Raw genomic sequence first — 24,257 nt, 5'->3', positions numbered from 1 at the left:
TGGATGGTCCGGCCCCCTCCCATCCAGCCTGCTGCCTGCCGCCGTGAAAATGCACGGCGTTCGATGTTGAGCCTGGTACCTGCGGTGGGCTGTGTGGTGCTGCTGCTGACCGGGCATCTGGGATGGGCATTGGGCGTTTTTTGGATCACCTTTGGCGGCATCGGGTATGGAACGGTGAATCCGAGGTCGCGTTTGTTCGGTCCGCACGTGACGGAGCTTTCAGCGGAGGAAAAAGACAGGGGTCACGTTTGGATCACCATAGATGACGGCCCTGATCCGGTGACGACACCGGCCATGCTGGATGTTCTGGACAGGCATCATGCCAAGGCGGGTTTTTTTCTCATTGGCAGAAAGGCGGCGGAGCATCCTGAACTGGTACGTGAAATTTTGCGACGCGGGCATCTCATCGGGAATCATAGCCAGACGCACCCCTCCAGTTATTTTTGGACGCTCCGGCCGGGCCGGATGTGGACGGAGGTGGCCGGCTGCCAGCAGACTCTGACGGACATCAGCGGGACCGCTCCGGTCTGGTTCCGGCCACCGGTGGGACATCATAATCTGTATCTGGCCGCACCATTGAGGGCTCTGGGCCTGACGATGGCCATCTGGAACTGCCGGGGTTTTGATGGAGTGGTCAAGAATCCTGCTCTCATTTTAAAATTCATTGCCCGCAGTTTAAAACCGGGAGCCATTGTCCTGCTGCATGACGGGCCACCAAGCTGTGTGGAGGTGCTGGAGGGCACGCTGAAACTGCTGGCCGGCCAGGGGCTGAAAGCTGTTTTGCCCGCGCCGTTGCATCCTGTGGCAGTCGCACCTAGGCTGTCCGAATCATGAAAAGGCTTCTGATTTTTGGCATTCCGCTGGTGGCGCTAGGCGTCTCTGGCTGGGCAGCCTGGCAGGTGCAGCAGGGTGCGCGTGGCCAGCCTGAAGCCATTGTCATGATGCTGCCGGGGGAGATGCCCAAATTGAATCCTTTTCTTCCTGCGACCGAGGCGGAGCGCCAGATTCTGGATCTGCTGCATGAGCCACTGATCCGGCTGGACGGGCAGGGCAGGCTTGCCCCAGGGCTGGCGGAATCCTGGGCCTGGCATCAGCGGGTGACCTGCTGGTTCCCATCGGAGGACAGTCTGCAGGAAGCCCAGCGCCGGCTGGCGGAGGTGCCGCCAAAAACACGCAAGACCTGGGAGCTGGAGGAAGTGACGACGCAAGGGCTGAGCCTGGTACTGCGGTTTTCCCGGCCAGGTACCGCCGGTGTTCAGCCTGCGCTGGAAAGCCTGGCCTCAGAGGCGCTGCTGCCGCTGACATTTTTGCGCCTGGACACTGCTGCTGCCGCCCGGAGTGCACTGGAAGAGTATGCCCAGGCCCCGGAGCACGCTGCCAGCACGGTGCGGCTGTGGTTTGATGAGGACGGCACTTGTGAGCTGGTGACCACTTCGGCATGGCTTCAGGTGCGTGAAACTCTGGCTGCCTGGCTCCTGCAGAAAGGACAGCCAGTGCCGAAGATCACCCCCTTGGCGGAGGTGGCCGGCCTGCTGGAGCCGGTGCTGGAGTTTGAACTCCATGCCGGACGGAACGCCTGGCCTGACGGATCCCCCGTGACGGTGGCAGATGTAAAACAGACGGTCGAGCATGTGAAACGGCAGGGATATCCGGTTCAGGGGCGGGAGGGGTTCCGGCACATTCAGGACATTTCTGCTGAAGGCAGCACCACGGTGAGGGTGACTTATCGCCGCAACTACGGAGCTGCTCTGGCAAGCTGGGTAGGCTTTCCCATCCTGCAGGCAAACTGGCTGAATGAGCCTCCGGAGGGGGATGAAACACCGCCGGGTTCCGGCAGGTGGCAGGTTGTCCGCAAGGGCCGCGGCCTGACCTTGCAGCCGCAGAATGAGCAGGATGCAGCGGCGGTCCCCAGCCTGCGCATCCTTCCCGCAAGCGGGACGCTCCAGGCACGGGTGGCGCTTGCGGCTGGAAGTCTGGACATCCTCTGGCCAGGAGAGGGGTTGGAATTGCGGCAGGAATCTTCTTTGGATTACCACCCGACGTCTCCGCATAATCGCTTGATGATCCTGTGGAATTTGCGCTCATCCCTCCTGTCAGAGCTGCCAGTGCGTGAGGCTCTGGCGCTGGGTCTAAACCGGCAGACCTTGCTGGCGGAGGGACTGGGGGGCCAGGCCCGACTGGCGGAACCGCTTTTTACTCCGGGTCTTTGGTATGCTCCCAAAACGGATGGGCTGCCCTTCGATCAGGCACGTGCTTTGCAGAAGCTGGAGGCCGCAGGCTGGCTGCGGGACGTGAGCGGGGTGGCTAAAAAAGGCGGGCAGGCGCTGGAGTTTGAGCTGCTGATAACCACGGACAACCGCCAGCGGGAGCAACTGGCCCAAATGATGGCAGCACAATGGAAGCAACTCGGAGTTCGCGTCAAAATCACGGCGGTGGATCCCAGCGAACTCGTGGCAGAACGTCTGGCTCCGGGCAAGTTTGATGCGGTGATTTTAGGGCTCAATTATGACCTGTCCTGGGATCAGGTGGCGCTTTGGCACAGCGGCCAGATTTCCTCGGGACTGAACTTTGCGCAGCTCGCCGATCCGCAAATGGACCGGCTTCTGGAGGCGCTGGTTTCCGAATATGATGTCAGCCAGCTTCCGGCGCGTGCGGGTGCCGTGCAGGAGCGTTTCATGAACTTGCAGCCGGCGCTGCCGCTGGTGGGGGACATGCAGCAGATGGGGGTGCGCAGGGCGCGTTTCCCGGCTTTGGGAGCTCCGGATTTGCAGCGTTCTCTGACCCTGCATTCGCTTCTGCGCAGCAGCAGCCCGCAGTCACTGTTGATGCGTCCTCCTAACGAATAGATTCTGTGTTTCCAATGTCACCTGCCACGTATCTTCTCAGCCTCGGCCTCTTCGGGGGATCGTTGCTGCTGGCGGTGACTTCTGGCCTGGCGCTGGCCGCCCTGGGGTCCTGTTTTGGGAAAGGCGCACGATGGCCCGTGGTGCTGCTGGCCAAGGCGGTGGTTTTATGGCCGCTGACTGCATTGATTTGGTCTGCCATGGGTTACTGGGCCGGTCATCTCGGTCAGCCGGTTTTGAGCCTGATGCCTGCTGCTGCCTCCACGGATCCGGCTGACCTGCCCATGAGAATGGCCCACATCGTCTGGTGGTGGGCACCCCCGCTGTTTTTGCTGGCGCTGCCGATGACGGCCCAGGTGCTTGCGTCTGCAACAGAGGACAAAAAGCCCTGGTATTCCCAGGTCAGGTCAGCGGGTTTTCTGGGCATATTGCTCCTGCCTGTGGTGGAGAATGCCTTTGACCTGCCGGGGGCGCTGGCCGGGATCCTTCCTGCTTTGCAGGCGCCAGTCGCCTCCTCATCGTTGCTGCTTACCCTGGCTCCCTGGGCGGGTCTGGCGCTGGCTTGGTATTGCCTGGCCTCTGCCTGGCCGCATTCACCGGTGCCCTGTCTTGCGGACGCAGACGGGAAGGTGCGCGAGGGCGCGCTGGTGATCGGCCTCAGCCCCCATGAGGTTTGGAAACGCCATCTCAGGAGTAACCAGATCCGCCGGGGTCTGGCCAGGCTGTGTTCAGTAGCGGCCCTTTTGCTTTCGCTCTGGGTCTCCTATGGATTGCCTGGCCTGGCAGCGATGAGCAGTGCGTGGCAGGAAGCCCTTCAGCAGGCTCTCACGAACCCTGTGGCACCACTGGCGGTATCCTGGCCCTATGCGCTTTGCGCCTTGTCTTTGTGGCTGCTGGGGCGCATGATCCTGCCGCGTCAGCGCTAAAGGAACCTATTTATTTTATGTCATCCCTCCTGAGCATCCGCGATCTGAACATCGAGTTTCGCCGTCATGACGGACCGCCGGTTCAGGCGGTGAAGGGGCTCAGCCTGGAACTGCAGCAGGGGGAATCCATCGCCATTGTGGGGGAAAGTGGCAGCGGGAAAAGCGCCACCGCCCTGGCCCTGGCCCGTCTGCTGCCCGAGCCGCCCGCCCACATCACAGCCGCGCACCTCAGCATCGCCGGACATGAGGTGCTGAAGATGAACGAGAGGGAGCTGCGGAAGGTGCGGGGAAAGGAGATTGCTTATGTTTTCCAGGAGCCGACGACTTCGTTGAATCCCGTGCTGACGGTCCGCACGCAGATTGGGGAAGCGCTGTCGCTGCATCGTCCGGAGGTGACCGACCGGGATGCGGAGATCCTGAGCTGGCTTCGTCTGGTGGGCATCACCGAGCCGGAAAAACGGTTGCGTGCGTATCCGCATGAACTGAGCGGCGGCATGCAACAGCGGGTCATGATCGCCATGGCCCTGTGCTGCCAGCCGAAGCTGCTGATCGCCGATGAACCGACGACGGCGCTGGATGTGACCATTCAAAAGCAGATCATGGAACTGCTGGCGGACCTGCGCCGCCGGCTGGATATGAGCCTGATCCTGATCACCCATAACTTTGGCATCATCAAGGATGTGGCCGACCGCGTGGCGGTGATGTATCGCGGAGAGATTGTCGAAACGGGCCTCACGGCGGAGGTGCTAAACAATCCGCAGCATCCTTACACGCAGGCGCTGCTGGATTGTGTGCCAAGGATGGGAGCTAAAAAACACCGGCTGCGGACGATTGATTATTCCACGCTGGCTCCTTGAGCTGCCTGGCAGCGGGTTGGAAAATCAGGAAGCCCCAACGCCCCGCAAAACAGCGGGCAGAGTCTTGGCGAGGATCTTCAGGTCCAGCCAGAGAGACCAGTTGTCAATGTACTGGAGGTCCAGGGCCACCCATTCTTCAAAGTTGCGGATGCCGTTGCGGCCGGTGATCTGCCACAGGCAGGTGAGGCCTGGTTTCACACTGAGGCGGCGGCGCTGGGCGTGTTTTTCAATCTTTTCAATTTCATAGACCGGCAGCGGGCGCGGGCCCACGAGGCTCATCTCCCCGCGAAGGACATTCAGGAGCTGCGGCAGCTCATCAATGCTCATCCGCCGCAGCCAGCGGCCAAAAGGGAAGATGCGCGGGTCGGCGGTGATTTTGAAAACCGGACCGCTCATCTCATTGGCTGTTTCCAGCTCGGCACGGCGGGCTTCGGCATCCAGGCTCATGGTGCGGAATTTCCACATGAGAAAGGGCTTGCCGTAGTGGCCTGAACGCTCCTGCCGGAAAAAGATGGGGCCGGTGGAAGACAGCCGGATGCCAGTCATGGCCAGGATCCAGACCGGAGCGGAGAGCAGCAACAAGACTGCCGCACCTACGCGGTCCAGGATTTCCTTGGCCCACAGCGCCCAGGAGATCTGCGGCGTGCTGTGGAAAACGAGCATCAGGCGGCCGCCCATGACGTCAAAGGTAGGCCGGGCAATGGCGGTTTGGAAAAAATCCGCCGCGATCCAGGCTTCCACGCCTTCGGTTTCACAGGCCTGCACGGCTTCCTCGATTTTGCTGAAATGGACGTGCTGGGCGGCAAAGATGACCCTGGCAACAGAGTGCTGGTGCATGGCCTCGACGAGGGCGCTGATGGGCTGGCAGGTGATGTCAATCCGTGCTGTAATCTCCAGGCTGGCGAGCTGCTCCGCCGGAAGGCCTTCAACAAAGTTTTCCATGTCGGAAGCGAGACCGGCGATGAGCACCTTTTCACGGCCTTTGCCGGAGGCGATCTGGTGGCGCAGCTTGCCGCGCTGGACCGCTTCGCGGATGATCAGAGCCAGGCCGGCCATCATCACTGCCAGGAGAACGACGGAGCGGCTGGGGACCTCCCATTTCAAAAACACGACCAGGGCACCGATGATGGTGCCCATGATCATGAGACCTTCCATGAGCTGCCTCAGGCTTTGTGCGGGCGTTTTGTGAAAGAGATTGGAGTAAAAGCCCCTGGCCTCCAGCACCAGGGGTGTAAACGGGCCGACAACCGCCATGATCCAGTATAATTTATCCACCGGCGGGATTTCCACCAGCCCAGGCAAAAACTGCGGAATGATGGAGGCACGGAGAAAATGCGCCAGCCAGAGGCAGAAGATCAGCAAGGCGCTGTCCAACAACTGAGTGAGCTGCAAATTGATTTCCTGTCGGCGACCAAGCATAGTGTGGGTAGAACTATCCTACATTATTACTTTATTTCTATTAAAATTATAACAAACCTAGCGAATGCCTCAACTCCTTTCATCGAGCAATTTGCTCCTTTCCTCCCGTCCGCTCGCGGTCGGCGTGATTTCTGATCCAGCCACCTTGCAGCTTTGGAGCACAATGAGTCTTGAGCAAAGAACGGCCTCCTGTGATGTCATCGAATTGCGTCTGGACACTCTGAAAACCCCAGCGGCAGACATCCGTATGGCCCTGGCAGGAAACCAGACCCCTGTTCTGCTGACGGCCCGCCACCCGGCGGAGGGCGGTCAGGGGACGGTGGAGGCGGCAGGGCGCATCGCCCTTCTGGAACCATTGCTGGATCTGGCTGTGCTGATGGACATTGAGATGCGCAGCGCCATGGACATGCGCCCGCTGGTGCAGAAGGCCCAGGGCATGGGAGTGCGGGTGATCGGCTCGTTTCATGACTTCCAGACCACCCCGGGAGAGGAGGTGCTGCGCGGGGCCATTAACTTTGCGCAGCCTGCCGGACTGGATGCGGTGAAACTGGCCACCTTTCTGAACAACCCTGCCGATTTGACCAGGCTTATCACCCTGACATCGGAGGTTCACCGGATGCGCCTTTCCACAATGGGCATGGGTCCATTGGGACGCGTATCAAGGTTGGTCCTTGCAAAGTGTGGCAGCCTGCTCAACTACGGCTATCTTGGCGAGGCGAATGCCCCCGGGCAGTGGCCTGCCGCCCGCCTGAAGGAACTCCTGGCCGAACTGTGATTTATGACCGCTTTCCCAACCCCCAAGTTCTTCCGGTGGATCACTCTGCTGGCCCTGCTTCCCCTGACCGGCTGTGAAGACCCCCAGCGGGAGCTGAAGCTCCAGTGGCGTGAGGATGAGGTGAACAAAAAGGAGGCTGCCATCATCCAGCGTGAGCTTTTGGCCGCGAAGGAAAAGCAGGTCATGGAAGGTGCCCGCTTGGACCTGCTCGCGAAGGAAAAGAGTGTGGAGTCCCTGCAAAAGCAGCTGGCGGAGGAGCTGGAGAAAACAAAGAGGGTGCGGCGTGAGGTGGAAATTCGTGAACTCCGCGGGCCCATTCCGCAGATCAGCGCGGACCGTGTCATCATCGTGGATGCGAATTCGGATGAGATACTGTTTGAAAAAAACCCGGATAAACGCGGCGCCATCGCCAGTACCACCAAGCTCCTCACTGCCCTGCTGGTCGTGGAGGAGGGAGACCTCGAAAAAATCATCACCGTGGAGCAGAGCGACACACAGTGCTCACCAGTGCGTCTGGGCATCAAAGCAGGGGAACAGTACACCCGCCGCCAGCTATTAAACACGATCCTGGTGAAAAGCTCCAACGACGTGGCCCAGGCTCTGGCGCGTGACAACGCGGGCAGCGTGGAGGCCTTTGTGGCCAAAATGAACCAAAAGTGCCTGGAACTGGGGCTGCAGGACAGCCACTATGTAAACCCTCACGGCCTGCCTGCACGAGATGGTGATGAACCCTTCAGCACGGCGCGGGATCTTAGCGTTATCGCGAAAGTCTGCGACAAGCAGCAGGAAATCCGCAGCATCGTCAAGCAGCAAAGCTATACCTTCAAATGGCCCAATGGCCGCACCACCCAGCTTTCCAACACCAACCGCGTGCTGCGCAGCGCCGGCTACTGCGACGGGATGAAAACGGGCTATACAGACGCTGCCGGCTACTGCCTGGTGGCCAGCGGTGAGCGCAATGGCCGCCGCCGGATCGTCGTCGTTCTCAATGACACGGAAGGGGGCGTCTGGCGTGATGCCCAGGCCCTTTTGGACTGGGCTCTGAAAGCTTGAACCATTAACCTGCCCTTTCATGCCAGATCCAGCCACCGCCGAATTCGATGCCTATGCCAGTGACTATGATGCTGCACTGAACCAGGGCCTGAAACTCACGGGTGAAACCAAGGAGTACTTTGCCGAAGCACGCATCCGCTGGCTCAAAGCCCGGCTCCGGGACCGTCAGGCAGCCCACAGCACCTGCCTGGACTTTGGCTGCGGTACCGGAACTTCTGCCCCGCTTTTGATGGAGGGTTTCAATCTGGAACAGTACATCGGTTTTGACCCCTCTGGAGAATCCGTGGCTCAGGCGGCTAAAGACCATCCCCATGGGAACTATTCGTTCGTCCATGATGCGGATCTGCTGCCCAAGAACCATTTTGATCTGGCTTTCTGCAACGGTGTCTTTCACCACATCCCGGTGGCCGTACGGGATGAGGCCTTCCGCCTTGTCCATGACAGTTTAAAGCCAGGGGGCTGGTTTGCCTTTTGGGAAAACAACAAATGGAATCCCATGGTGCATTATGTGATGAGCCGGGTGCCTTTTGACCGGGATGCCATCATGCTCTTCCCCTGGGAGGCGTCCGGCCAGTTACGGAAGGCCGGCTTCAATGTGGCGCTGCGGGACTATCTGTTTGTGTTTCCCTCCTTCCTGAAGTTTCTGCGTCCTCTGGAGCCTGCCCTCTGCAAGCTGCCGGCTGGCGGCCAGTATCTCATTTTGGCCCAAAAGAAGTGAGATCATGTGGCTGCTGCTCCTGATCATCTGCCTGTTTCTGACCGTCTATGCCCATGCGGGATACCCGCTGCTTATGGCATTGCTGGCACGGCTGCGGCCAAGGCCTGTCCAGGCGGATGGCACCCTGCCCGCAGGCATCAGCATCGTTCTCAGCGTTTTTAATGCGGAGTCCCGCATCCAGGCCCGTCTGCAGAATCTGTTGGCCTGCCACTGGCAGGGTGAATTGGAGATACTGGTCTTTTGTGATGGCTGTGCGGATGCCACTGCGGAAAGTGTAGCTGCCTTGAACGATCCGCGTCTGCGCGCCATCTCTCATCCGCAGCAGCGGGGGAAGGCCACAGCGCTGAATGAGAGCATTCCGCTCTGCCGGTTTCCCGTGGTGGTGCTGTGCGATGCACGACAAGACTTTGATGTGGAGGCCCTGGTCCGGCTTGCCCGTCCATTTTCGGATCCTTCTGTCGGTGCTGTCAGCGGTCTGCTGGAGATAGCCCCATCCGCGACGGGCAGCGGACAGGGGGTGGACCTTTATTGGAAAATTGAGCGAAAGTTGAGGGAATGGGAAGGGCGTGTGGATTCCGTCATCGGCTGTACGGGCGCCATCTACGCGATCCGCCGGGATCTGTTTCAGCCGCTGCATCCGGCCACCATCTTGGATGATGTGGTCGTCCCGATGAACATTGTGGTGGGCGGGCATCGTGTCCTTTATGAGCCGGCAGCGGTGGCTTATGATCCGCAAACTCTGGACCCGGTGCTGGAGAAAAAGCGCAAGTTGCGCACGCTGGCGGGGAATTACCAGATGATGGAGCATTTCCCTGCCTGGCTGCTGCCTTGGGAAAACCGGACGTGGTGGCAACTCATCTCGCACAAGTATCTGCGGCTGGCAGTTCCCTGGCTGCTAGTGGCGGTGTGCATTTTTTCCCTGGCGGCACCGAAGTCACCCATTATCTGGCTTCTGCTGGCGGGCCAGGTTATGGCCTATGGTGCTGCGGGTGCTGGCCTGCTGTTGCCGGGGCTGAAAGGACGCCTGTTCACAGTGCCTGCGGGTTTTCTTTTGCTCCAGATCACGTGTCTGCGTGCCTTGGGAGCGTATTTCCAGGCGCGCAAAGATGCGCTCATTCTGTGGCAGGCGGTGCCGGTGAAATCTGCACCGCCGGTTAGGGATCCTTGAACTCCAGCGTGGCAGTCAATGCACGGTGCTGGGAGGGCCTGTCGGGTTCTGTGATGCATTGCAGGGCCTGCCAATGATGGCTGAAAAACACATAGTCAATTCGCATCCAGGGGCCACCGGCGCTCAAGGGATTGCGTGTCTTTCCAGGAAAGGTCAGGCCAAACCCCTGGCCTGCGCCCTCATGGGAATCCCCCAGCTCACGGGTGATCTGACGGTGAATGTAACCCAACGGCGTGGAGTTAAAATCCCCAGCAACAATCGCCGGCAAATCATCCTCACGGACGGCTTTCAGAATGATCTCCGTATCTGCCATCTGGATGTCCCAGAACTTTTGGAGCTCTCTCCGCCGGTCCTCCCACGGAGTCCCCGGAAGGCCCAGGATCCCATAAAGAAAAGAACCCCACCTCAGATAGCTGAGCTGGTCGCGCGGAGAATGCAGATGTACACTGTAAACCGCGACGCGGCGTCCATTCCAATCAATGACAAAGCGTACTGCTTTGGGCGACCTGCCCGGAAGAGCAGGCAGTTTGGCCTCTTCAAGAATGGGATAGCGGCTCAGGAAGGTATGCTCTCCCAGGCTCCGTGTGTGAGGGAATTCGGCATAAGCCGGATCCTTCGCATAGCCTGCGGCACTGCGACCTTCCTGCATCAGCAGGAGGTCGGGCTTCGTTGCATTTTTGAAAGGCTGCAGGCTTTGGTTGCCGTGCTGACCGTGATTGTTAGACATCACCCGAAGAGTCTCCCCTGACGGTTCCAGTACTCCTCCTGGCCGCCAGCCCATAAAATCATAGCCAATCCAGGCGAGTGCTAGTGCCAGCACCAGCAGCATGCGCCAATGAAACAGCATCGCAGCGGCGGCCAGCGGCACGGCTGGAAGAACCCAAATGGAGTAAGGGAGGAAGGACAGGAAGGCCGTGGTGACATTCCTTTCTCCGACCCGGCTCAGCAGCAGGCTGAATATCACCAGGCCAATAACATAAAAGAGGATGGTCCAGAAGGTAAGGCCGCGCAGAAAGCGGCGGAGAACGGCCCAGCAGCCCTGGTTTTCAGAAATGTCCACCAGGGACTGGCCTGCTCTGGCCAGAAAGGGTTTTCGTGGGGCCTGGGGCGGGTCAGTATCCATGCGCATTTCTTATGCTTGCAAGGGGGCTCCAGGTCAGGCGGATGCTATTTTGAATTCACTCCGTCACGTCCTTATTGTCGGGAAGCAGTTCGGTCAAAGGATCCTTCTGGGGATCATCGGGGACAATGATGAGCGGGTCACTGACTTCATGGAAAGCCGGGACGAACATCGTTTCCTGCCTCTCCCATACGCCTGCCCCCTTTCTTTCCGGGTCGGTTTCCTTGAGGTAAATGGCCATAGACATCAGGCCCAAAACGGTGATTAAACCGATCATCAGGAGCGATTCTAAAAGCGTGAAACCGGTACAATGGTTACGAAAAGCAGGGGGGCGCATGAAGGGTTGGAAGCAAATCAAGTAAGCTCTTATGCCAGCCGTCTGGCGTCATCAATGAAGGATGGCTCAGTGAGGTCGGAGCTAAAACATGGAGCGCTCGCGCTGAAGTTCTTTGGGAATGCGGGCCCGAGGAGCCGTGCTCGCTCCCTGGCCTCCAAAATATTCACCGTTTTTGCTGTGTCCAAAGGGGTAGGCACAACTGCCGAGCATGACGCTGGCTAACAAGAGGAGGCTAAGTCGAAGGATCATGGGGTGCATAGGCTAGGAGTTGAGAGGCAGTGGCCATGTCAGGAAGACATGAACCGATCAGACAATTCCCCAGCGCTTCAGCATTGCAAGCCTCAAGAATGCCCCGATAGAGTCCCATGACGGCATGCCCGGCTTTTTATTTTCAAGAAAACGTGTGGAATGCTCTGGACATTTCCGCCATAGACAGTCAGACGCTCCGTCCTCCTCAGTCATGTCAACAGGCTCACTCATCGGCATCATTGGTCTAGGCTATGTCGGCCTGCCCCTCAGTTTACGGTTTGCCCAGTGCGGCAGCCAGGTTCTTGGTCTGGATATTGATTCTGCCAAGGTAGACAAGCTTAACGCTGGCCAGACCTATATCCTCCATATTCCTGAGGAGGAAATCAATGCGGCTGTCAGTAAAGGACAGTTTCGTGCCACGACGGATTTTTCCCAGGCCCGAGAGTGCACAGCGCTCATCATCTGTGTACCCACTCCCCTGGCTGCGGGAAATGAACCGGACCTGAGCTATGTGCTTAATACCGGGCGCGCCATCGCCCCGCATCTTCAGAAGGGTCAGCTTGTAGTTCTGGAATCCACCACCTATCCGGGGACCACGGATACGGAATTGAGGGAAGTTTTGGAAGCGGGCTCCGGCCTCGTCGCCGGTGTAGATTTCCACCTTGCCTTCTCCCCTGAGCGTGAAGATCCGGGCAATCCCCTGAGCGATGTCTCCCGCATCCCAAAAGTGATTGGAGGGCTGACGCCAGCCTGCCAAAAGAAGGCGATGGAAGTTTATGGCAAGGCCATCCAGACTCTCGTCCCGGTGGATTCCTGCCGCATTGCGGAGGCGGTTAAGCTGACTGAAAACATCTTTCGTGCGGTGAACATCGCCATGGTCAATGAACTGAAGGTGGTCTATGACAAGATGGGCATTGATATCTGGGAAGTGATCGCCGCAGCGAAAACGAAACCCTTTGGTTTCATGCCCTTTTACCCTGGGCCCGGTCTGGGCGGGCACTGCATTCCCATTGACCCGTTTTATCTGACATGGAAAGCCCGCCAGTATGGCCAGGAAACGCGGTTTATTGAACTGGCGGGCGAAGTGAACACGGCCATGCCGGCCTACGTCATCCAGCGCTGCCGGGAGGCATTGGAATCCCAGCGCAAGGAGCTGAAAGGCAGCCGCGTCCTCCTGCTGGGCATCGCCTACAAGCCGAATGTGGATGATGACCGCGAAAGCCCTGCCTATGTGCTTTGGGAAATGCTGGAGTCTGAAGCGGCCACCGTCGCCTACCACGACCCCCACGTGCCTGTCATCCGCCCCTCCCGTGAGCATGGCCACTTCGCCGGGCGCGAAAATCTTCCCCTGGATGCAGAGACTGTGGCCGGGTTTGACCTCGTCCTGCTGGCCACCAATCACCAGGCGGTGGATTATCCCCTTATCGCGGAAAATGCCCGTCTCATCGTGGATACGCGCAATGCCTTCGGTTCTCTGCTCAAAGGACAGCCCCATTATTTCAAAGCCTGATTTTATTCTCCCAGCCTCATGAAAGCCCTTATCACCGGCGGTGCCGGATTCATTGGTTCCCATATTGCCGAAGCCCTTTGTGCACGCGGTGCCAGCGTAGTAGCCCTTGACAATCTTAGCCTGGGCAACCTGGACAACCTTGCCTGGAAAAAACCGGGTGACGATCTGGAGTTCGTTCAGGGCGACATCGGCGATGAAGCCCTGCTGGCCAAGATCACCGCTGGCTGTGACTGGGTTTTCCATGAGGGCGCCCTGCCTTCCGTTCCGCGCTCCGTCGCCCAGCCTCTGGAAAGCAATGCCCAGAATCTGGATGGCACACTCAAGGTGCTCATTGCCGCCCGTGATGCCGGGGTGAAGCGCTTCATGTTCGCCAGCTCTTCTTCCATCTACGGGGATTCCGATGCCCCTTCGAAATACGAAGGCCTGCCGCCCAATCCGCTTTCCCCGTATGCCTTGCAGAAGTACGCGAGTGAAAAATACTGCCAGCTTTTCCACCGCCTTTATGGTCTTGAGACGGTCGGCCTGCGCTACTTCAATGTGTTCGGTCCCCGGCAGGCCTTTGATTCACCGTATTCCGGGGTCATTGCCAAATATTGCACCGCGATGTTGAAAGGGGAGCGCCCGCTGGTTTTTGGCGATGGGCTCCAGGCCCGCGACTTCACCTATGTGGACAATGCGGTCTCCGCCAACCTCCTGGCGGCTGAAGCTCCTGCTGAAAAGGTGGCTGGGAAATTCTTCAATTCCGCTGCGGGGGACTCCATCTCCCTGCTCCAGCTTATTGATGAGCTGAACCGTCTGACCAACCAAAAACTTGAGCCCGAGTTTCAACCCCCGCGCGTGGGCGATGTCCGCAATTCTCTGGCCGACATCTCCGCCGCCCAGGAGGCCATGGGCTACAAAGTCCTGGTGAACTGGAAAGACGGCGTCGCCCGTACGCTGGAGTTTTATCGCTGATCAGCGCCCCTCGGGTCATGACTCCAGCACACGTTCGATCCGCTTGCGGATGTCAGTCAGACGTGCCACGTCGCCACCTTTAACCTCGGCGGAGATCCAGCCGCCTGAGTAGCCGACCTCATCCAGCGCCTTCATCACAGCGGCAAAGTTGATGTCGCCCTCGCCGATTTCGCAGTCGAAGCCTGCACGGGGACCCTTCTCCATGTGCTTTTGGGTGCTGTAGTCCTTGATGTCCAGCTTGAAGATGCGCTTGCCGCCCAGCGCCCGTGCCCAGTGCTCAGGCCAGCCGTAGCGTGCCACGTTGCCGATATCGAAAAACCAGCCGCACCAAGGGCTGCCGATGGTGTCCACAAACCGCACCGCATCCAGGGGGCTCAGGAAAAGGTTATTCCAGACATTTTCCAGGGCGATTTTGACCCCGGTCTCCTCGGCCACCGGAAGCAGCGCGCGGGTGGATTTCAGCAGGTTTTCATAGACCTCTTCATACCGCTGCCCTTCATCCACAATGCCGGGATACATGAGTACAGTGGTGCCGCCCAGTGCCTGCGTTTGGCGGAGGGAGGTTTTAAACAGCTCGATCCCTGCTTGCCGCAGTTTTTCATCGGTCGAGCCCAGTTGTCTTCCGCCTGCGGGACACACCGTTCCTGGCACCACCACTCCAGTTTTTTGGATGGCATCCTGGATTTCCGCCAGGTCCTTTTCCGGGAAAGGGCCTCCGGGCTCGACGCCATCAAATCCGGCCTCCTTCGCGATGGCGAATTTCTCCAGATAGCTCTTCCCATCTTTGATCATACCGGACTTGACGGCGATCTTGATGGGTCTTTTCACACCGGCTGCCTGGGCCGACTGCCAGTCTATCAATGAGGTGGATGCGAGAGCTGCGGAGACAGAAGGCAGAAATTGGCGGCGGGTGAGTGACATGGGAGAAAAACGCTCCTAACGACCAGTCCTTGTCCGGATTCTGTCAGGACTCCCAAATCCTGGCTATAGCTGCGACCGGATGGGAATCATCACCCACTCCAGGAAGCGGTCTTTCAGAGAGCGGGATTCGAAATCTTCCATGGTGTAGGGTTTGGACAGTTTTAGATCGTCCAGGAAGATCCGGTCCATGGCGGCCCCGAAATTCACATCATAGACGCTGACATCAATTTCCTCGTTAATCTGGGAGGAGCGGGGGTCCAGATTGGAGGTTCCAAAGAGGGAGAAGTGGCCGTCAATGACCATGGTCTTGGAATGGATCATGGTGGGCCGGTATTCATAAATCTCGACGCCTGCCTCCAGCAGCTTGCCATAGCTCTGGCTGCCTGCGGATTTGGTGGCGGGCTGGTCGTTGTGCTTGCCGGGGATGATAAGCTTCACGTCCACTCCGCGCTTGGTGGCCTCGGCCAGCAGATGCACAAAATCGTCTGTGGGTGTGCAATAGGGGTTGGTGATGTAGATGGTCTTTTCCGCAGCGGCGATGGCCACGGCCTGGATGACTGGCAGCGGAGCAGTGGTGAAGGCGCGGGAGGTGGTGACCTGGGCCATGAGGGGGCCCACCGGGGGTAGGAAGGGAAAGTGGGCCGGGCCGCTCAGGAGCTCCTCGGTGGCATCCATCCAGTGCTGCTGGAAAGCGGTCTGGAGCTTGGCCACGATGGGACCTTCGAGCTGCCCATGGACTTCCCGCCAGTGGTCAGGCGCATCGGCATTACCCTGCCATTCCTCAGAAAAGCCGGCACCGCCGGTGAAGCCCATTTTGCCATCCACCACGAGCACGCGGCGGTGCGTCCTGCGGTTGATGCGGTCCACCCTCAGGCCCCGGGCGGGATGGTAATAGGCCACCTTGCAGCCGGCCTTCTTGAGGACGTCCAGTTCTTCGTTTTTCAATCCGAGGCCGGAGCCGATGCCATCCAGGAGAATGCGCACCTCCACCCCCTTTTGCGCCATTTCAGCAAAGGCATCCAGGAAGGGACCGCCCACTTTATCGGAATGAAAGATGAAGGCCTCGAAGTTGATAGTCTTTTTCGCAGCGCGAATGGCCTCCAGCATGGGGGGGAAGATGCCTACGCCGTTGTGCAGGAGGGTGATCTTGTTCCCTCCGATTGGGACAGGATCTGCGATGGCGTGCGCGGAGCCGAAGAAGGCGGGATCCGCGATGGCAAAGGTGTGCTTCGGCCGGTATTCGATGAGCTCGCGGCGGATGAAAAAGATGTTGTAGAGGATGAGCAATGTCAGAAGGAAGGCTCCCAGCTCCAGCCAGCCGCGCACGGACATCCTGCCCCAGCGCCTCATCAACAGGTTAAAATAGCCTTCCTTCAACCGTTGTCGGCGGCTCTTTTGGGCGGGCGTTTCCTTGGCATCCGCAGGTGGGTTGTCGCTCATACCCAGTACATCGTATTCTGCATGATCGCCGGTTGCTGCACATTTACCTCAGATTCCCGCTGCTGAGGAGTTGTCGGAGAGTCATCCGAGTGGAAGATAGGGGATGATCACACGCCAGCCGCCTTCCTCATCGCTGCTGCAATACCACCTGTCTGCCTGGCAGGATGCGCCCCTAAGCTATGCCCATCGTGGAGGTGTGGAGCATCCTCCGCAGGAGGGATTCATTGAGGAAGTGCATCGGGTGCGGCTGGGAGCCGGGACGTTGTTTTACCGGCAGGCCTGCCGGGCGCTGGATGCCTGGCAGATGTTTCCCGAATGGGCTGTCGTGCGCCCTTCCCTCGCCCCGCAGCAGCCGGGACAGGTGGTGGCCATGGTGGTGAAAATCGCCAGTCTGTGGTGGATCAATCCCTGCCGTATTCTCCAGCGCTGGGACAGTCCTGACAGGCACGGTTTTACCTATGGCACGCTGCCGGAACATGCGGAGTGTGGCGAGGAACGCTTCATGGTGGAGTTGCTGGCGGACGGCTCCGTGTGGTATGAGATCCGCGCCTTTTCCCGCCCCCGTCACTGGCTGGCCTGGCTGGGCTTTCCACTGGCCCGGTGGTGGCAGCTCCGGTTTGTGCGGGATTCGCAGGCTGCGATGATGAGGCTGAGCCAGCCACCACTGCAGCCCGGTGGGAAAGCTTGAGGGAACATTGCATGAAGATCATCGCCCGTCGTTTCCCGATGCCTGAGTATGCCAATCTCGGCCTGGGGGTGGTCATCTGCGTGATTTTTGCGAGTATCAAGGGACTGGAACCACAGGCAGCGACCTGGATTGAAATCTTGCTGGCGGTAGCCGTGCTCATTCTGATGCCGATGGCCAGGGAGTTGCAAGAAGACAGCGAGGATCTGCCCGTTTCCGCGGATACAGAATTCACGGCTGCCTTTCTTCTCATTCTGGCCCTGCTGGGCATCGGGCCCGCATGGGTGAGCCTTGCGCTGACCTGTCCCTGGTTATGCCTCCGGGTGTGGGATGCGGGTCATGCTGTGTATGCCGGGTTTCAGGAAACGGCGCGAACTCCGGCATATCTATGCCGGCTCTCGGCGCGGATCTTCCCCGCCATCGGGGCCGCGTGGCTGGTGGCCTACCGGGCGGGATGGATGCCGTTTGGTTTTGATGCGCTGATCGTGCTGCTCACGGCGGCGCATTTTCACCATGCCGGATTTACGCTGCCGCTCATGGCGGGGCTGTGCGGGAAGTCACTGCCGGGAAAAATGTCACGGGGGTCATGCCTGTTCATTTTGGCCGGGGTGCCGCTGGTGGCCCTCGGCATCACCTGCACGCACTTCCAGACGCTGCCCTGGGTGGAGCCGCTGAGCGTGTGCGTGCTGGTGGTTGGGGCACTGGGTGTGGCCCTGCTGCAAATGAAGATGGCTTTTCAAAAAGGGCTGCATGATGGGGCGAAGATGCTTTTTGGTCTGTCGGGAGTGAGCCTGTTCATCGCCATGATGCTGGCACTGGGTTTTGGGCTGCGCTATTTCCTTCCCTCGGGTGCGCTTTCCATGCGTGCCATGTGGGCTGTCCACGGCAGCCTGAACACCTTTGGTTTTGGCTTGGGTGGCCTTCTTGCCTGGAGATGTCTGCACAAAACCTTGTGAAAAGCGGCTTGTCTGCTCAACGTTAGCATCGTCACTGTTACCAACCCTATGAAGTTTCTCCTCCTCACCTTTGCCCTGGCGCTGACCACGTGCCTTTCTGCCGCGGATAAAAAAGTCATCGTCATGATCGCGGGCAAGCCCTCCCATGGTCCAGGCCAGCATGAACACGCTGCCGGCATCCTGCTGCTGAAAAAGAGCCTGGAGCAGACGCAGTTGGACCAACTGGACATCCGCACCTACCTCAACGGAGCCTGGCCATCGGCGGAAGACCTGGGCCAGGCCGCCAGCGTGGTCATTTATGCCGACGGCGGTCCTCGCCATCCGGCGCTGCAAGGCGACCGCCTCCAGCAGCTGGACAAGGAAATGAAACGTGGCTGCGGCTTCCTGACGCTTCATTACGCGGTGGAGCCGACCATTGAGCTGGGCGGCAAGGAGTTCATTGACTGGATGGGCGGCTGTTTTGAGATCAACTGGAGCGTGAACCCGCATTGGGATGCCAGCTTCACGGAATTTCCTGCGCATCCGATCACAAGCGGCGTGAAGCCTTTCGGCACCAATGATGAATGGTACTTTTACATGCGCTTCCGCAAAGGCATGGACCGTGTAACGCCCATCCTCAGCGCCGTGGCCCCGGATTCCACCATGGAGCGCCCAGATGGCCACCACAGCGGCAACCCGACCGTGCGTGAATCCGTGAAGAACAAGGAAAAACAGCACGTCGCCTGGGCGGCGGAGCGCGACGGTGGTGGCCGCGGATTCGGTTTCACCGGCGGCCATTTCCACCAGAGCTGGTCTAACAATGAGCAGCGCAAGCTGGTCCTCAACGCCATCCTCTGGACCGCCCAGGCCGATGTCCCTGAGCAGGGCGTGGAATCCACCGTCACCGAGGCTGACATGACCGCAAATCTGGACCTCAAGCCCGGCCAGGGCCTGCCGGAAAAGGCGGCGAAGAAAAAGAAGAAGTAAGTGGTCAAGATCATGAGTGTCCAATACCGCCTGGCCACCCTGGCTGACGGGCCGGCCCTGGAAGCACTCATTAGGCTCTCCACCCTTACTTTGCAGTCTGCCTATTACTCGCCGGTGCAGCTTGAAGGGGCCTTGGGGACAGTCTTTGGGGTGGACAGCCAGTTAATCAAAGACGGTACCTATTTCGTCGCAAACGAGAGAGATGTCATCATCGGCTGCGGCGGCTGGAGCAAGCGCAAGACCCTTTATGGAGGCGATGCGAAGAGGTCCGGTGAGGATCCGCTACGGGACCCGGAAACGGAGCCTGCGATGATCCGGGCATTCTTCGTCCACCCAGGTCATGTCCGCCGGGGCATCGCCAGACAGCTTTTGCAGCAATGCGAGGCTGCTGCCACCAGGGCGGGGTTTGGCAGGCTGGAGATCATCGCCACGCTGGCAGGGGAGCGGCTCTATGCCGCCTGTGGTTATGACGTGGTGGAGAGGTTTGACATTGAACTGGGCAATGGGGCCCGGCTGCCAGTGGTAAGGATGAGAAGAAGAGACTTGCCTGTCCAGGAGCCTCTTCACAGGGCCCCTCACCCCACCATGTCCTGAAGCACATGGCCATGCACATCGGTGAGGCGGCGGTCGATGCTGTTGTGGCGGAGGGTGAGGCGGGTGTGGTCGATGCCTAACTGGTGAAGTACGGTGGCGTGGATGTCATAGACGGTGGCGGCGCGGGCGGGGTCCTGAGGGCGGAAGCCCCATTCGTCGCTTTCGCCATAGGTGCCGCCGCGGATGCCGCCGCCGCACAGCCAGTTGGTGAAGACGAAGGGGTTGTGGTCGCGGCCTTTGCTGCCCTGGGAGCAGGGCATGCGGCCAAATTCAGTGGTCCAGAGGATGAGGGTGTCCTCCAGCATGCCGCGCTGTTTGAGGTCCTGGATGAGGGCGGCGGTGCCGTGGGCCATGCCGAGGGAAAGGGGCTCGTGGTCGCGCTTCACATCCTCGTGGCTGTCCCAGTTGCGGCGCGGATGGCCGTTGTCATTGCCGCTCCAGATTTGAACAAAGCGCACCCCACGCTCCAGCAGGCGGCGGGCGATGAGGCACTTGCGGCCGAAGTATTCAGTCTCCGCCTTGATGTTGATGCTTGAATCATCCACGCCGGGGCCTTCGGGGGCCAGTCCGTAGAGGTCGCGAATGTACTGAGGCTCGGCGGCGACATCGAGCGCATCGGTGGCGCTGAGCTGCATGGCGGCGGCGAGTTCATAAGATCGGATGCGGGCCTGCAGGCGGTCATCGCCGGGGCGCTGCTCCGCATGGGCGCGGTTCAGACGGGCTAGGGCGTCCAGTCCGGCCCGGTCTCCGGCGGGCGTGATGAAGCTGCTCTTTGGAGCGTGGAGATCCGCCACGGGCTCCGCATGGCCAGGGCGGATGACGGTGCCCTGGTGCTGGGCGGGGAGGAAGGCATTGGCCCAGTTTTTCGCCCCGTTGGAAGCCAGCCCACGATGGTCCGGCAGCACGACAAAGGAGGGCAGGTTGTCGCTTTCGCTGCCCAGGGCATAGCTGACCCAGGATCCGGCGCTGGGGAAGCCGGGAAGCTGAAACCCGGTGGTCTGCAATAGTGTGCCCTGGCTGTGAACGCCCGTCTTGCCGACCACATTGTGGACAAAGGCGATGTCATCCGCCACGGCCCCCAGGGGGGCGACGATGTCGCTCAGCATCTTGCCGCTGCGACCATAGGGCCGGAAGGCCCAAGGGCTGCCAAAGCAGGCACCAGGCGTGCTTTGAAACAGCTCCACCTTTTCTCCAGGGTCCCAGGGCTGGCCGTCGCGTTTGGACAGCAGCGGTTTGTGATCCCACATGTCCACATGGCTGGCGGCCCCGGCCATGAAAAGCTGGATGACGCGTTTGGCCCGTGGCGGATGATGCAGCCCACGCAGCACGCCGGGAGAGGCCAGGGCCTGGTCGCGCAAAAGCAGATCGCCCAAGGCAAGGCTGCCGAAGGAGGTGAGGAAATGGCGGCGGTTCATGGGCATGCTGGGGGCTGAGAGGTCGTGGTGAAAGGCTGGACAGCCGGGCCGGCTGATGCTAGGATGCCTGCATGGAAAAGGACATCAAAGCGCTGGCAGATGCCATCTATGCCGACAAGGTGCGGCGGGCGCGTGGCCTGACTATTGGAGAAAGAATCGACACCTCCATTGAGCTTTTCGAAGGTGCACTTGGCCTGATGAAAGATGGCATTCGCGCCCAGTTTCCTGGCCAGGATGAAGCCCAGGTGGAGTCCTTGCTTCGCAATCGATTGCGCCGGCTGAAGCAGGTGGGCGATCACGGCATTTCTCAAAAACTGGCCTCTTAAGCTCTTTCGATCCCGCCGCTGGATTGACCGGGGTTTCATTCAGTCGAGGTAAACGAAGGCGTTGAGGTTGAAGATCACGCGGGCGAGGCTGGCGGGACCGTGGGCCTGGAGATGGGCGGTGAGGACGGCCTTTTCTTCCTGCGTGGGTGGACGGCCAAGGGCGAGCAGGCAGGCTTCGTGAACGATGTTTTGGTTAGGCTGAAGGCGCTGGGCAAACTGGCGGGCCTGGCTTTCCACGAGGCGGTTGTTCCATTGGGCGAGGGCCTGGAGGGCGGTGGTGGATTCATCCCGGGAGGCGACGCTTTGGGAGGGGTCGGCACAGTCGAGCGTGGTGAGAAAGGGCTGGGGCTGGGAGCGGACAATGAAGCGGTAGATGCTGCGACGGTGGCTGGCGGGATCCGCAGGATCGTGGAGATGATATTGATAATGCGGGGAGTGCTGGGGCTTCTCGATGATAAAGTCTTGAAAGCTGGGACCGCCCCGTGGTTCCAGGCGCAGCGCTCCGCTGATGGCGAGGATGCTGTCGCGATATTCCTCCGCACTCAGTCTGCGGCGGTTGGCCCGCCAGAGAAGGGTATTGCCGGCATCCAGGCGGGCATTGGCTTCATCATGCCCACTGGCCCGCCTGTAGGCCTGGCTGGTGACGAGGAGACGAATGATGGATTTCAGCGAGTGCCGGGGATCATCCCGCAGGCGTGCGGCCAGGTGGTCTAACAACTCAGGATGGGTAGGCTCCATGCCCATGCGGCCAAAGTCATTGGGCGTGCCCACCAGCGGCTGGCCGAAGGTCCACAGCCACAGGCGGTTGACGATGGAGCGCCACAAAAGCGGATTGTCACGGCTGGTCATGGATTCCGCCAGGGCGGCGCGGGCGGCGGATTCTGTGGAGGCTGCACCAGTGGCGAATTCCTCCTTGGCACCAGGCCAAAGCGAAGGCATGCCGGGCTGCATGAGATCTCCCGGGGCGCGGATGTCGCCACGGTTCAGCAAATGAATGTCGCGGGCCTTGCCGGCGGTGGGTTTGAAATTGCCCTGGGCATTAAAATCGGTGGCGGCGGCAAAGACGAGCTCGCCTTTGGGAAAGGTGGCGAGCTTGGGATTGAGCTTGGCCAGTTGGGATTCGATCTCCTTCAGCCGGGCATCACGTGCGGGATCACGCAGTTCGTTTTCAATGGCGGTTTTATGGGCTTCCAGGTCGAGCAGTTCTGCCAGGGCAGCGGGGTCATCAAGCTCACGATGGAAGATGCCGTCGGTGAGGTTGGTGCGGCTCCAGCGGGGGGCGGCTTCGATGCTATCCAAGGCGGTGACCTTCGCACCGAGGGCCAGGTTTTCCTGGTTCTCCAGGCCGATGACTTCCAGCTCACCCAGGGCCAGGATGAAGTCGTTCTTACGCGGAGCCAGGCGGGTGGCAGTGAGGCGGATATAACGTGCCGCGTTGCCGCCGAGATCCAGCAGCAGTTCCGTATTGCGCGGATTCACCTGGTCCGCAGCGGTGGCATCGCGGACTAGCCGGACGTCTTTTTTGAAGTCTGCATCATTGGAGACCTCTACCTTATACCGGACGGGAAAACCGAAGCCGGCACCGATGTCGTTATACCTGTCGAAGGCCGGTATAACACGAAGTTGTTCAATGACCTTCGGCGTGCCCAGGTCAAGCTGAACCCATTTGATCTCGTCCTGCCTTTTGGCGATGCCGCTGTGATAGCCATATTGCGGACGCAGCGGGGAGCCGTGTTTTTGACGGAGCTCCCCCAGCCGGCGTTCGATGGCGGAAGTGCGTGCGCCAAGGGCTCTTTTGGCTTCCGTTTGAAGCCGGGACTGCTCCGCCTTCAGCCTGTTGATCTGCGCCTGGAGAAGATTGCGCTGTTTTTCCTGTTCGGGGCTGAGCCCGGTGTAGGCACGCTCGGCACGGTCCACGGCGGCGAAGACGGCGTGCAGGCGGTAGTAGTCCTCCATCCTCACCGGATCAAATTTGTGATGATGACACTGGGCGCATTGCACCGTGGTGCTGGTGAAGACATTGAACACGGCGGAGATCATCTCATCCCGATCCAGATGCTTGGCGATGCGGCCATCCACCTTCCCCTCACCCACCTCCACATGACTGATGTAATCCCACGGGCCGGCGGCGAGAAAGCCGAGTCCCAAGGTGCCGTCTGCACTGCCTGGATACAGCGCATCCCCGGCGATCTGCTCCTGCACAAACTGAGGGTATGGCTTGTCCTCATTGAAACTGCGGATGACGTAATCACGATACGGCCAGGCATTCATGCGCGGCTTGTCCTTGTCGTATCCCTGGGTCTCACCATACCGGGCGGCATCCAGCCAGTGGCGAGCCCATTTTTCGCCAAAGGCGGGGGAGGCGAGGAGGCGGTCCACCAGGGCGTTAAATGACAAATTCCGAATTTCGAATGACGAATTTTCGGATTGCTCTTGGACGAAGGTTCGTACTTCTTCAGGTGTGGGGGGCAGTCCTGTCAGATCATAAGTTAGGCGGCGGATGAGGGTGGCGGGATCGGCTTCGGCGACAGGCGTCAGGCCTTTCTCCGAGAGCTTGTGCCTAACAAAAAAATCCACGGGGTTAGCGTTTGCGCCTGGTGGCATGGATGATTCATGATCGCGGATCGGGCGCAGGCTCCACCAGTCCAGATTGCGCGGCGGATTGTCTTTGAGAATGCGCCGATCAGGCCATGCGGCACCGGCGGCGATCCATTGGCGCAAGATTTCGACCTCATGCGGCTGCAGCGGGGTGGCCTTTTTGGGCATCTCCGGCTCCGGGCCGCTGACCTGTTCAATGAGCAGGCTTACATCCGGTTTGCCGACATGGATACTGTCTATAAAATGTGCTCGTGTATCCAGCCGCACGTCGCCTTTGGCACTGGCCTCATCGTGGCAGGAAAGGCAGCGCGCCTCCAGGATGGGGGCCACGTCTTTTTCAAAATCAGGACCCGCTGCCTGAATGCCGAAGGGCAGCAGGGCAAGGCAATATTTCCAGATCATGAGACAGAGTACGCAGCGGCAGCGC

General features: G+C 59.8%; 23 protein-coding genes. 15 read left to right on the top strand and 8 right to left on the bottom strand.

Annotation, left to right across the window (positions count from 1 at the left end):
- The first annotated feature begins 3 nt into the window (after positions 1-3).
- From WJU23_RS02405 to WJU23_RS02390, 4 genes are read left to right on the top strand one after another with little or no spacing between them, the layout of a single operon-like run.
- Positions 4-834, top strand: coding sequence for a polysaccharide deacetylase family protein (locus tag WJU23_RS02405; RefSeq protein ID WP_346330931.1), 831 nt, complete (start codon positions 4-6; stop codon positions 832-834).
- The gene (locus tag WJU23_RS02400) at positions 831-2,846 is read left to right on the top strand and encodes an ABC transporter substrate-binding protein (RefSeq protein ID WP_346330930.1); all 2,016 of its coding nucleotides are present in this window, start codon (positions 831-833) and stop codon (positions 2,844-2,846) included. Before WJU23_RS02405 ends, WJU23_RS02400 begins: the two co-directional genes overlap by 4 nt.
- A 14-nt stretch (positions 2,847-2,860) precedes the next feature.
- Positions 2,861-3,769: a hypothetical protein gene (locus tag WJU23_RS02395; protein WP_346330929.1), complete on the top strand. Its 909-nt coding sequence runs from the start codon at positions 2,861-2,863 to the stop codon at positions 3,767-3,769.
- A 17-nt stretch (positions 3,770-3,786) separates the two neighbouring features.
- Positions 3,787-4,626 carry an ABC transporter ATP-binding protein gene (locus WJU23_RS02390; RefSeq protein ID WP_346330928.1) on the top strand — a complete coding sequence of 280 codons (840 nt, stop codon included), beginning with the start codon at positions 3,787-3,789 and terminating at the stop codon, positions 4,624-4,626.
- A gap of 24 nt (positions 4,627-4,650) precedes the next feature.
- Here the strand turns inward: WJU23_RS02390 and WJU23_RS02385 are convergent, their stop codons facing one another.
- A complete protein-coding gene (locus WJU23_RS02385) occupies positions 4,651-6,045 on the bottom strand; it encodes a sugar transferase (RefSeq protein WP_346330927.1) in 1,395 nt (464 codons plus the stop codon).
- Positions 6,046-6,169: 124 nt separating this feature from the next.
- Here WJU23_RS02385 and WJU23_RS02380 point away from each other — a divergent pair, with 124 nt between their 5' ends.
- From WJU23_RS02380 to WJU23_RS02365, 4 genes are read left to right on the top strand one after another with little or no spacing between them, the layout of a single operon-like run.
- Positions 6,170-6,820 (top strand): type I 3-dehydroquinate dehydratase, encoded by a 651-nt coding sequence (locus tag WJU23_RS02380; RefSeq protein ID WP_346330926.1) that lies wholly within the window; start codon positions 6,170-6,172, stop codon positions 6,818-6,820.
- Positions 6,821-6,823: 3 nt separating this feature from the next.
- Positions 6,824-7,873, top strand: a complete 1,050-nt coding sequence (locus WJU23_RS02375) for a D-alanyl-D-alanine carboxypeptidase (protein ID WP_346330925.1) — start codon at positions 6,824-6,826, stop codon at positions 7,871-7,873.
- A gap of 19 nt (positions 7,874-7,892) precedes the next feature.
- The gene (locus tag WJU23_RS02370) at positions 7,893-8,591 is read left to right on the top strand and encodes a class I SAM-dependent methyltransferase (RefSeq protein WP_346330924.1); all 699 of its coding nucleotides are present in this window, start codon (positions 7,893-7,895) and stop codon (positions 8,589-8,591) included.
- Positions 8,592-8,595: 4 nt separating this feature from the next.
- Positions 8,596-9,759: a glycosyltransferase family 2 protein gene (locus tag WJU23_RS02365; RefSeq protein ID WP_346330923.1), complete on the top strand. Its 1,164-nt coding sequence runs from the start codon at positions 8,596-8,598 to the stop codon at positions 9,757-9,759.
- Here WJU23_RS02365 and WJU23_RS02360 read toward each other — a convergent pair.
- The 3 genes from WJU23_RS02360 to WJU23_RS02350 all read right to left on the bottom strand — a co-directional run bounded on the left by WJU23_RS02360 (position 9,746) and on the right by WJU23_RS02350 (position 11,465).
- Positions 9,746-10,882: an endonuclease/exonuclease/phosphatase family protein gene (locus WJU23_RS02360; RefSeq protein WP_346330922.1), complete on the bottom strand. Its 1,137-nt coding sequence runs from the start codon at positions 10,880-10,882 to the stop codon at positions 9,746-9,748. The genes WJU23_RS02365 and WJU23_RS02360 overlap by 14 nt on opposite strands.
- A gap of 55 nt (positions 10,883-10,937) precedes the next feature.
- Positions 10,938-11,216, bottom strand: a complete 279-nt coding sequence (locus WJU23_RS02355; protein ID WP_346330921.1) for a hypothetical protein — start codon at positions 11,214-11,216, stop codon at positions 10,938-10,940.
- An 81-nt stretch (positions 11,217-11,297) separates the two neighbouring features.
- Positions 11,298-11,465, bottom strand: a complete 168-nt coding sequence (locus tag WJU23_RS02350) for a hypothetical protein (protein WP_346330920.1) — start codon at positions 11,463-11,465, stop codon at positions 11,298-11,300.
- A gap of 211 nt (positions 11,466-11,676) precedes the next feature.
- Between WJU23_RS02350 and WJU23_RS02345 the strand changes: the two genes are divergently transcribed.
- Positions 11,677-12,975, top strand: coding sequence for a nucleotide sugar dehydrogenase (locus WJU23_RS02345; protein WP_346330919.1), 1,299 nt, complete (start codon positions 11,677-11,679; stop codon positions 12,973-12,975).
- 18 nt (positions 12,976-12,993) lie between these two features.
- Positions 12,994-13,929, top strand: coding sequence for an SDR family oxidoreductase (locus WJU23_RS02340; RefSeq protein WP_346330918.1), 936 nt, complete (start codon positions 12,994-12,996; stop codon positions 13,927-13,929).
- A gap of 15 nt (positions 13,930-13,944) precedes the next feature.
- Here WJU23_RS02340 and WJU23_RS02335 read toward each other — a convergent pair whose 3' ends face one another.
- Both WJU23_RS02335 and WJU23_RS02330 read right to left on the bottom strand, forming a co-directional pair.
- Positions 13,945-14,850, bottom strand: coding sequence for a sugar phosphate isomerase/epimerase family protein (locus WJU23_RS02335; protein ID WP_346330917.1), 906 nt, complete (start codon positions 14,848-14,850; stop codon positions 13,945-13,947).
- Between the two features lie 63 nt (positions 14,851-14,913).
- The gene (locus WJU23_RS02330; protein ID WP_346330916.1) at positions 14,914-16,290 is read right to left on the bottom strand and encodes a phosphatidylserine/phosphatidylglycerophosphate/cardiolipin synthase family protein; all 1,377 of its coding nucleotides are present in this window, start codon (positions 16,288-16,290) and stop codon (positions 14,914-14,916) included.
- A gap of 103 nt (positions 16,291-16,393) precedes the next feature.
- On the opposite strand from WJU23_RS02330, the gene WJU23_RS02325 reads away from it, so the two are divergent.
- From WJU23_RS02325 to WJU23_RS02310, 4 genes are read left to right on the top strand one after another with little or no spacing between them, the layout of a single operon-like run.
- Positions 16,394-16,978: a DUF1990 domain-containing protein gene (locus WJU23_RS02325; protein WP_346330915.1), complete on the top strand. Its 585-nt coding sequence runs from the start codon at positions 16,394-16,396 to the stop codon at positions 16,976-16,978.
- An 11-nt stretch (positions 16,979-16,989) separates the two neighbouring features.
- Positions 16,990-17,931, top strand: coding sequence for a YndJ family transporter (locus WJU23_RS02320; protein ID WP_346330914.1), 942 nt, complete (start codon positions 16,990-16,992; stop codon positions 17,929-17,931).
- Between the two features lie 48 nt (positions 17,932-17,979).
- Positions 17,980-18,897, top strand: coding sequence for a ThuA domain-containing protein (locus WJU23_RS02315; RefSeq protein ID WP_346330913.1), 918 nt, complete (start codon positions 17,980-17,982; stop codon positions 18,895-18,897).
- 12 nt (positions 18,898-18,909) lie between these two features.
- Complete coding sequence (locus WJU23_RS02310) at positions 18,910-19,491, top strand: GNAT family N-acetyltransferase (RefSeq protein ID WP_346330912.1); 582 nt, start codon at positions 18,910-18,912, stop codon at positions 19,489-19,491.
- On the opposite strand, the gene WJU23_RS02305 is transcribed toward WJU23_RS02310, so the two are convergent.
- Positions 19,473-20,912 carry a DUF1501 domain-containing protein gene (locus WJU23_RS02305; protein ID WP_346330911.1) on the bottom strand — a complete coding sequence of 480 codons (1,440 nt, stop codon included), beginning with the start codon at positions 20,910-20,912 and terminating at the stop codon, positions 19,473-19,475. The two genes, WJU23_RS02310 and WJU23_RS02305, sit on opposite strands and share 19 nt — an antisense overlap.
- A gap of 65 nt (positions 20,913-20,977) precedes the next feature.
- Between WJU23_RS02305 and WJU23_RS02300 the strand changes: the two genes are divergently transcribed.
- A complete protein-coding gene (locus WJU23_RS02300) occupies positions 20,978-21,232 on the top strand; it encodes a hypothetical protein (protein ID WP_346330910.1) in 255 nt (84 codons plus the stop codon).
- A gap of 39 nt (positions 21,233-21,271) precedes the next feature.
- On the opposite strand, the gene WJU23_RS02295 is transcribed toward WJU23_RS02300, so the two are convergent.
- Complete coding sequence (locus WJU23_RS02295; RefSeq protein WP_346330909.1) at positions 21,272-24,232, bottom strand: DUF1549 domain-containing protein; 2,961 nt, start codon at positions 24,230-24,232, stop codon at positions 21,272-21,274.
- Positions 24,233-24,257 lie beyond the last annotated feature (25 nt).

The organism is Prosthecobacter sp. SYSU 5D2 (assembly GCF_039655865.1).
In the GTDB taxonomy this organism is placed as follows: domain Bacteria; phylum Verrucomicrobiota; class Verrucomicrobiia; order Verrucomicrobiales; family Verrucomicrobiaceae; genus Prosthecobacter.
This window is presented reverse-complemented; position numbering and strand designations above follow the sequence as displayed.

Coding starts and splice junctions, on each gene's coding strand:
- WJU23_RS02375 (WP_346330925.1), top strand. CDS start 6,824: ATGACCGCTTTCCCAACCCCCAAGTTCTTCCGGTGGATCACTCTGCTG.
- WJU23_RS02330 (WP_346330916.1), bottom strand. CDS start 16,290: ATGAGCGACAACCCACCTGCGGATGCCAAGGAAACGCCCGCCCAAAAG.
- WJU23_RS02350 (WP_346330920.1), bottom strand. CDS start 11,465: ATGATCCTTCGACTTAGCCTCCTCTTGTTAGCCAGCGTCATGCTCGGC.
- WJU23_RS02345 (WP_346330919.1), top strand. CDS start 11,677: ATGTCAACAGGCTCACTCATCGGCATCATTGGTCTAGGCTATGTCGGC.
- WJU23_RS02385 (WP_346330927.1), bottom strand. CDS start 6,045: ATGCTTGGTCGCCGACAGGAAATCAATTTGCAGCTCACTCAGTTGTTG.
- WJU23_RS02355 (WP_346330921.1), bottom strand. CDS start 11,216: ATGCGCCCCCCTGCTTTTCGTAACCATTGTACCGGTTTCACGCTTTTA.
- WJU23_RS02320 (WP_346330914.1), top strand. CDS start 16,990: ATGAAGATCATCGCCCGTCGTTTCCCGATGCCTGAGTATGCCAATCTC.
- WJU23_RS02310 (WP_346330912.1), top strand. CDS start 18,910: ATGAGTGTCCAATACCGCCTGGCCACCCTGGCTGACGGGCCGGCCCTG.
- WJU23_RS02300 (WP_346330910.1), top strand. CDS start 20,978: ATGGAAAAGGACATCAAAGCGCTGGCAGATGCCATCTATGCCGACAAG.
- WJU23_RS02370 (WP_346330924.1), top strand. CDS start 7,893: ATGCCAGATCCAGCCACCGCCGAATTCGATGCCTATGCCAGTGACTAT.
- WJU23_RS02395 (WP_346330929.1), top strand. CDS start 2,861: ATGTCACCTGCCACGTATCTTCTCAGCCTCGGCCTCTTCGGGGGATCG.
- WJU23_RS02295 (WP_346330909.1), bottom strand. CDS start 24,232: ATGATCTGGAAATATTGCCTTGCCCTGCTGCCCTTCGGCATTCAGGCA.
- WJU23_RS02390 (WP_346330928.1), top strand. CDS start 3,787: ATGTCATCCCTCCTGAGCATCCGCGATCTGAACATCGAGTTTCGCCGT.
- WJU23_RS02305 (WP_346330911.1), bottom strand. CDS start 20,912: ATGCCCATGAACCGCCGCCATTTCCTCACCTCCTTCGGCAGCCTTGCC.
- WJU23_RS02405 (WP_346330931.1), top strand. CDS start 4: ATGGTCCGGCCCCCTCCCATCCAGCCTGCTGCCTGCCGCCGTGAAAAT.
- WJU23_RS02360 (WP_346330922.1), bottom strand. CDS start 10,882: ATGGATACTGACCCGCCCCAGGCCCCACGAAAACCCTTTCTGGCCAGA.
- WJU23_RS02325 (WP_346330915.1), top strand. CDS start 16,394: ATGATCACACGCCAGCCGCCTTCCTCATCGCTGCTGCAATACCACCTG.
- WJU23_RS02365 (WP_346330923.1), top strand. CDS start 8,596: ATGTGGCTGCTGCTCCTGATCATCTGCCTGTTTCTGACCGTCTATGCC.
- WJU23_RS02315 (WP_346330913.1), top strand. CDS start 17,980: ATGAAGTTTCTCCTCCTCACCTTTGCCCTGGCGCTGACCACGTGCCTT.
- WJU23_RS02400 (WP_346330930.1), top strand. CDS start 831: ATGAAAAGGCTTCTGATTTTTGGCATTCCGCTGGTGGCGCTAGGCGTC.
- WJU23_RS02335 (WP_346330917.1), bottom strand. CDS start 14,850: ATGTCACTCACCCGCCGCCAATTTCTGCCTTCTGTCTCCGCAGCTCTC.
- WJU23_RS02340 (WP_346330918.1), top strand. CDS start 12,994: ATGAAAGCCCTTATCACCGGCGGTGCCGGATTCATTGGTTCCCATATT.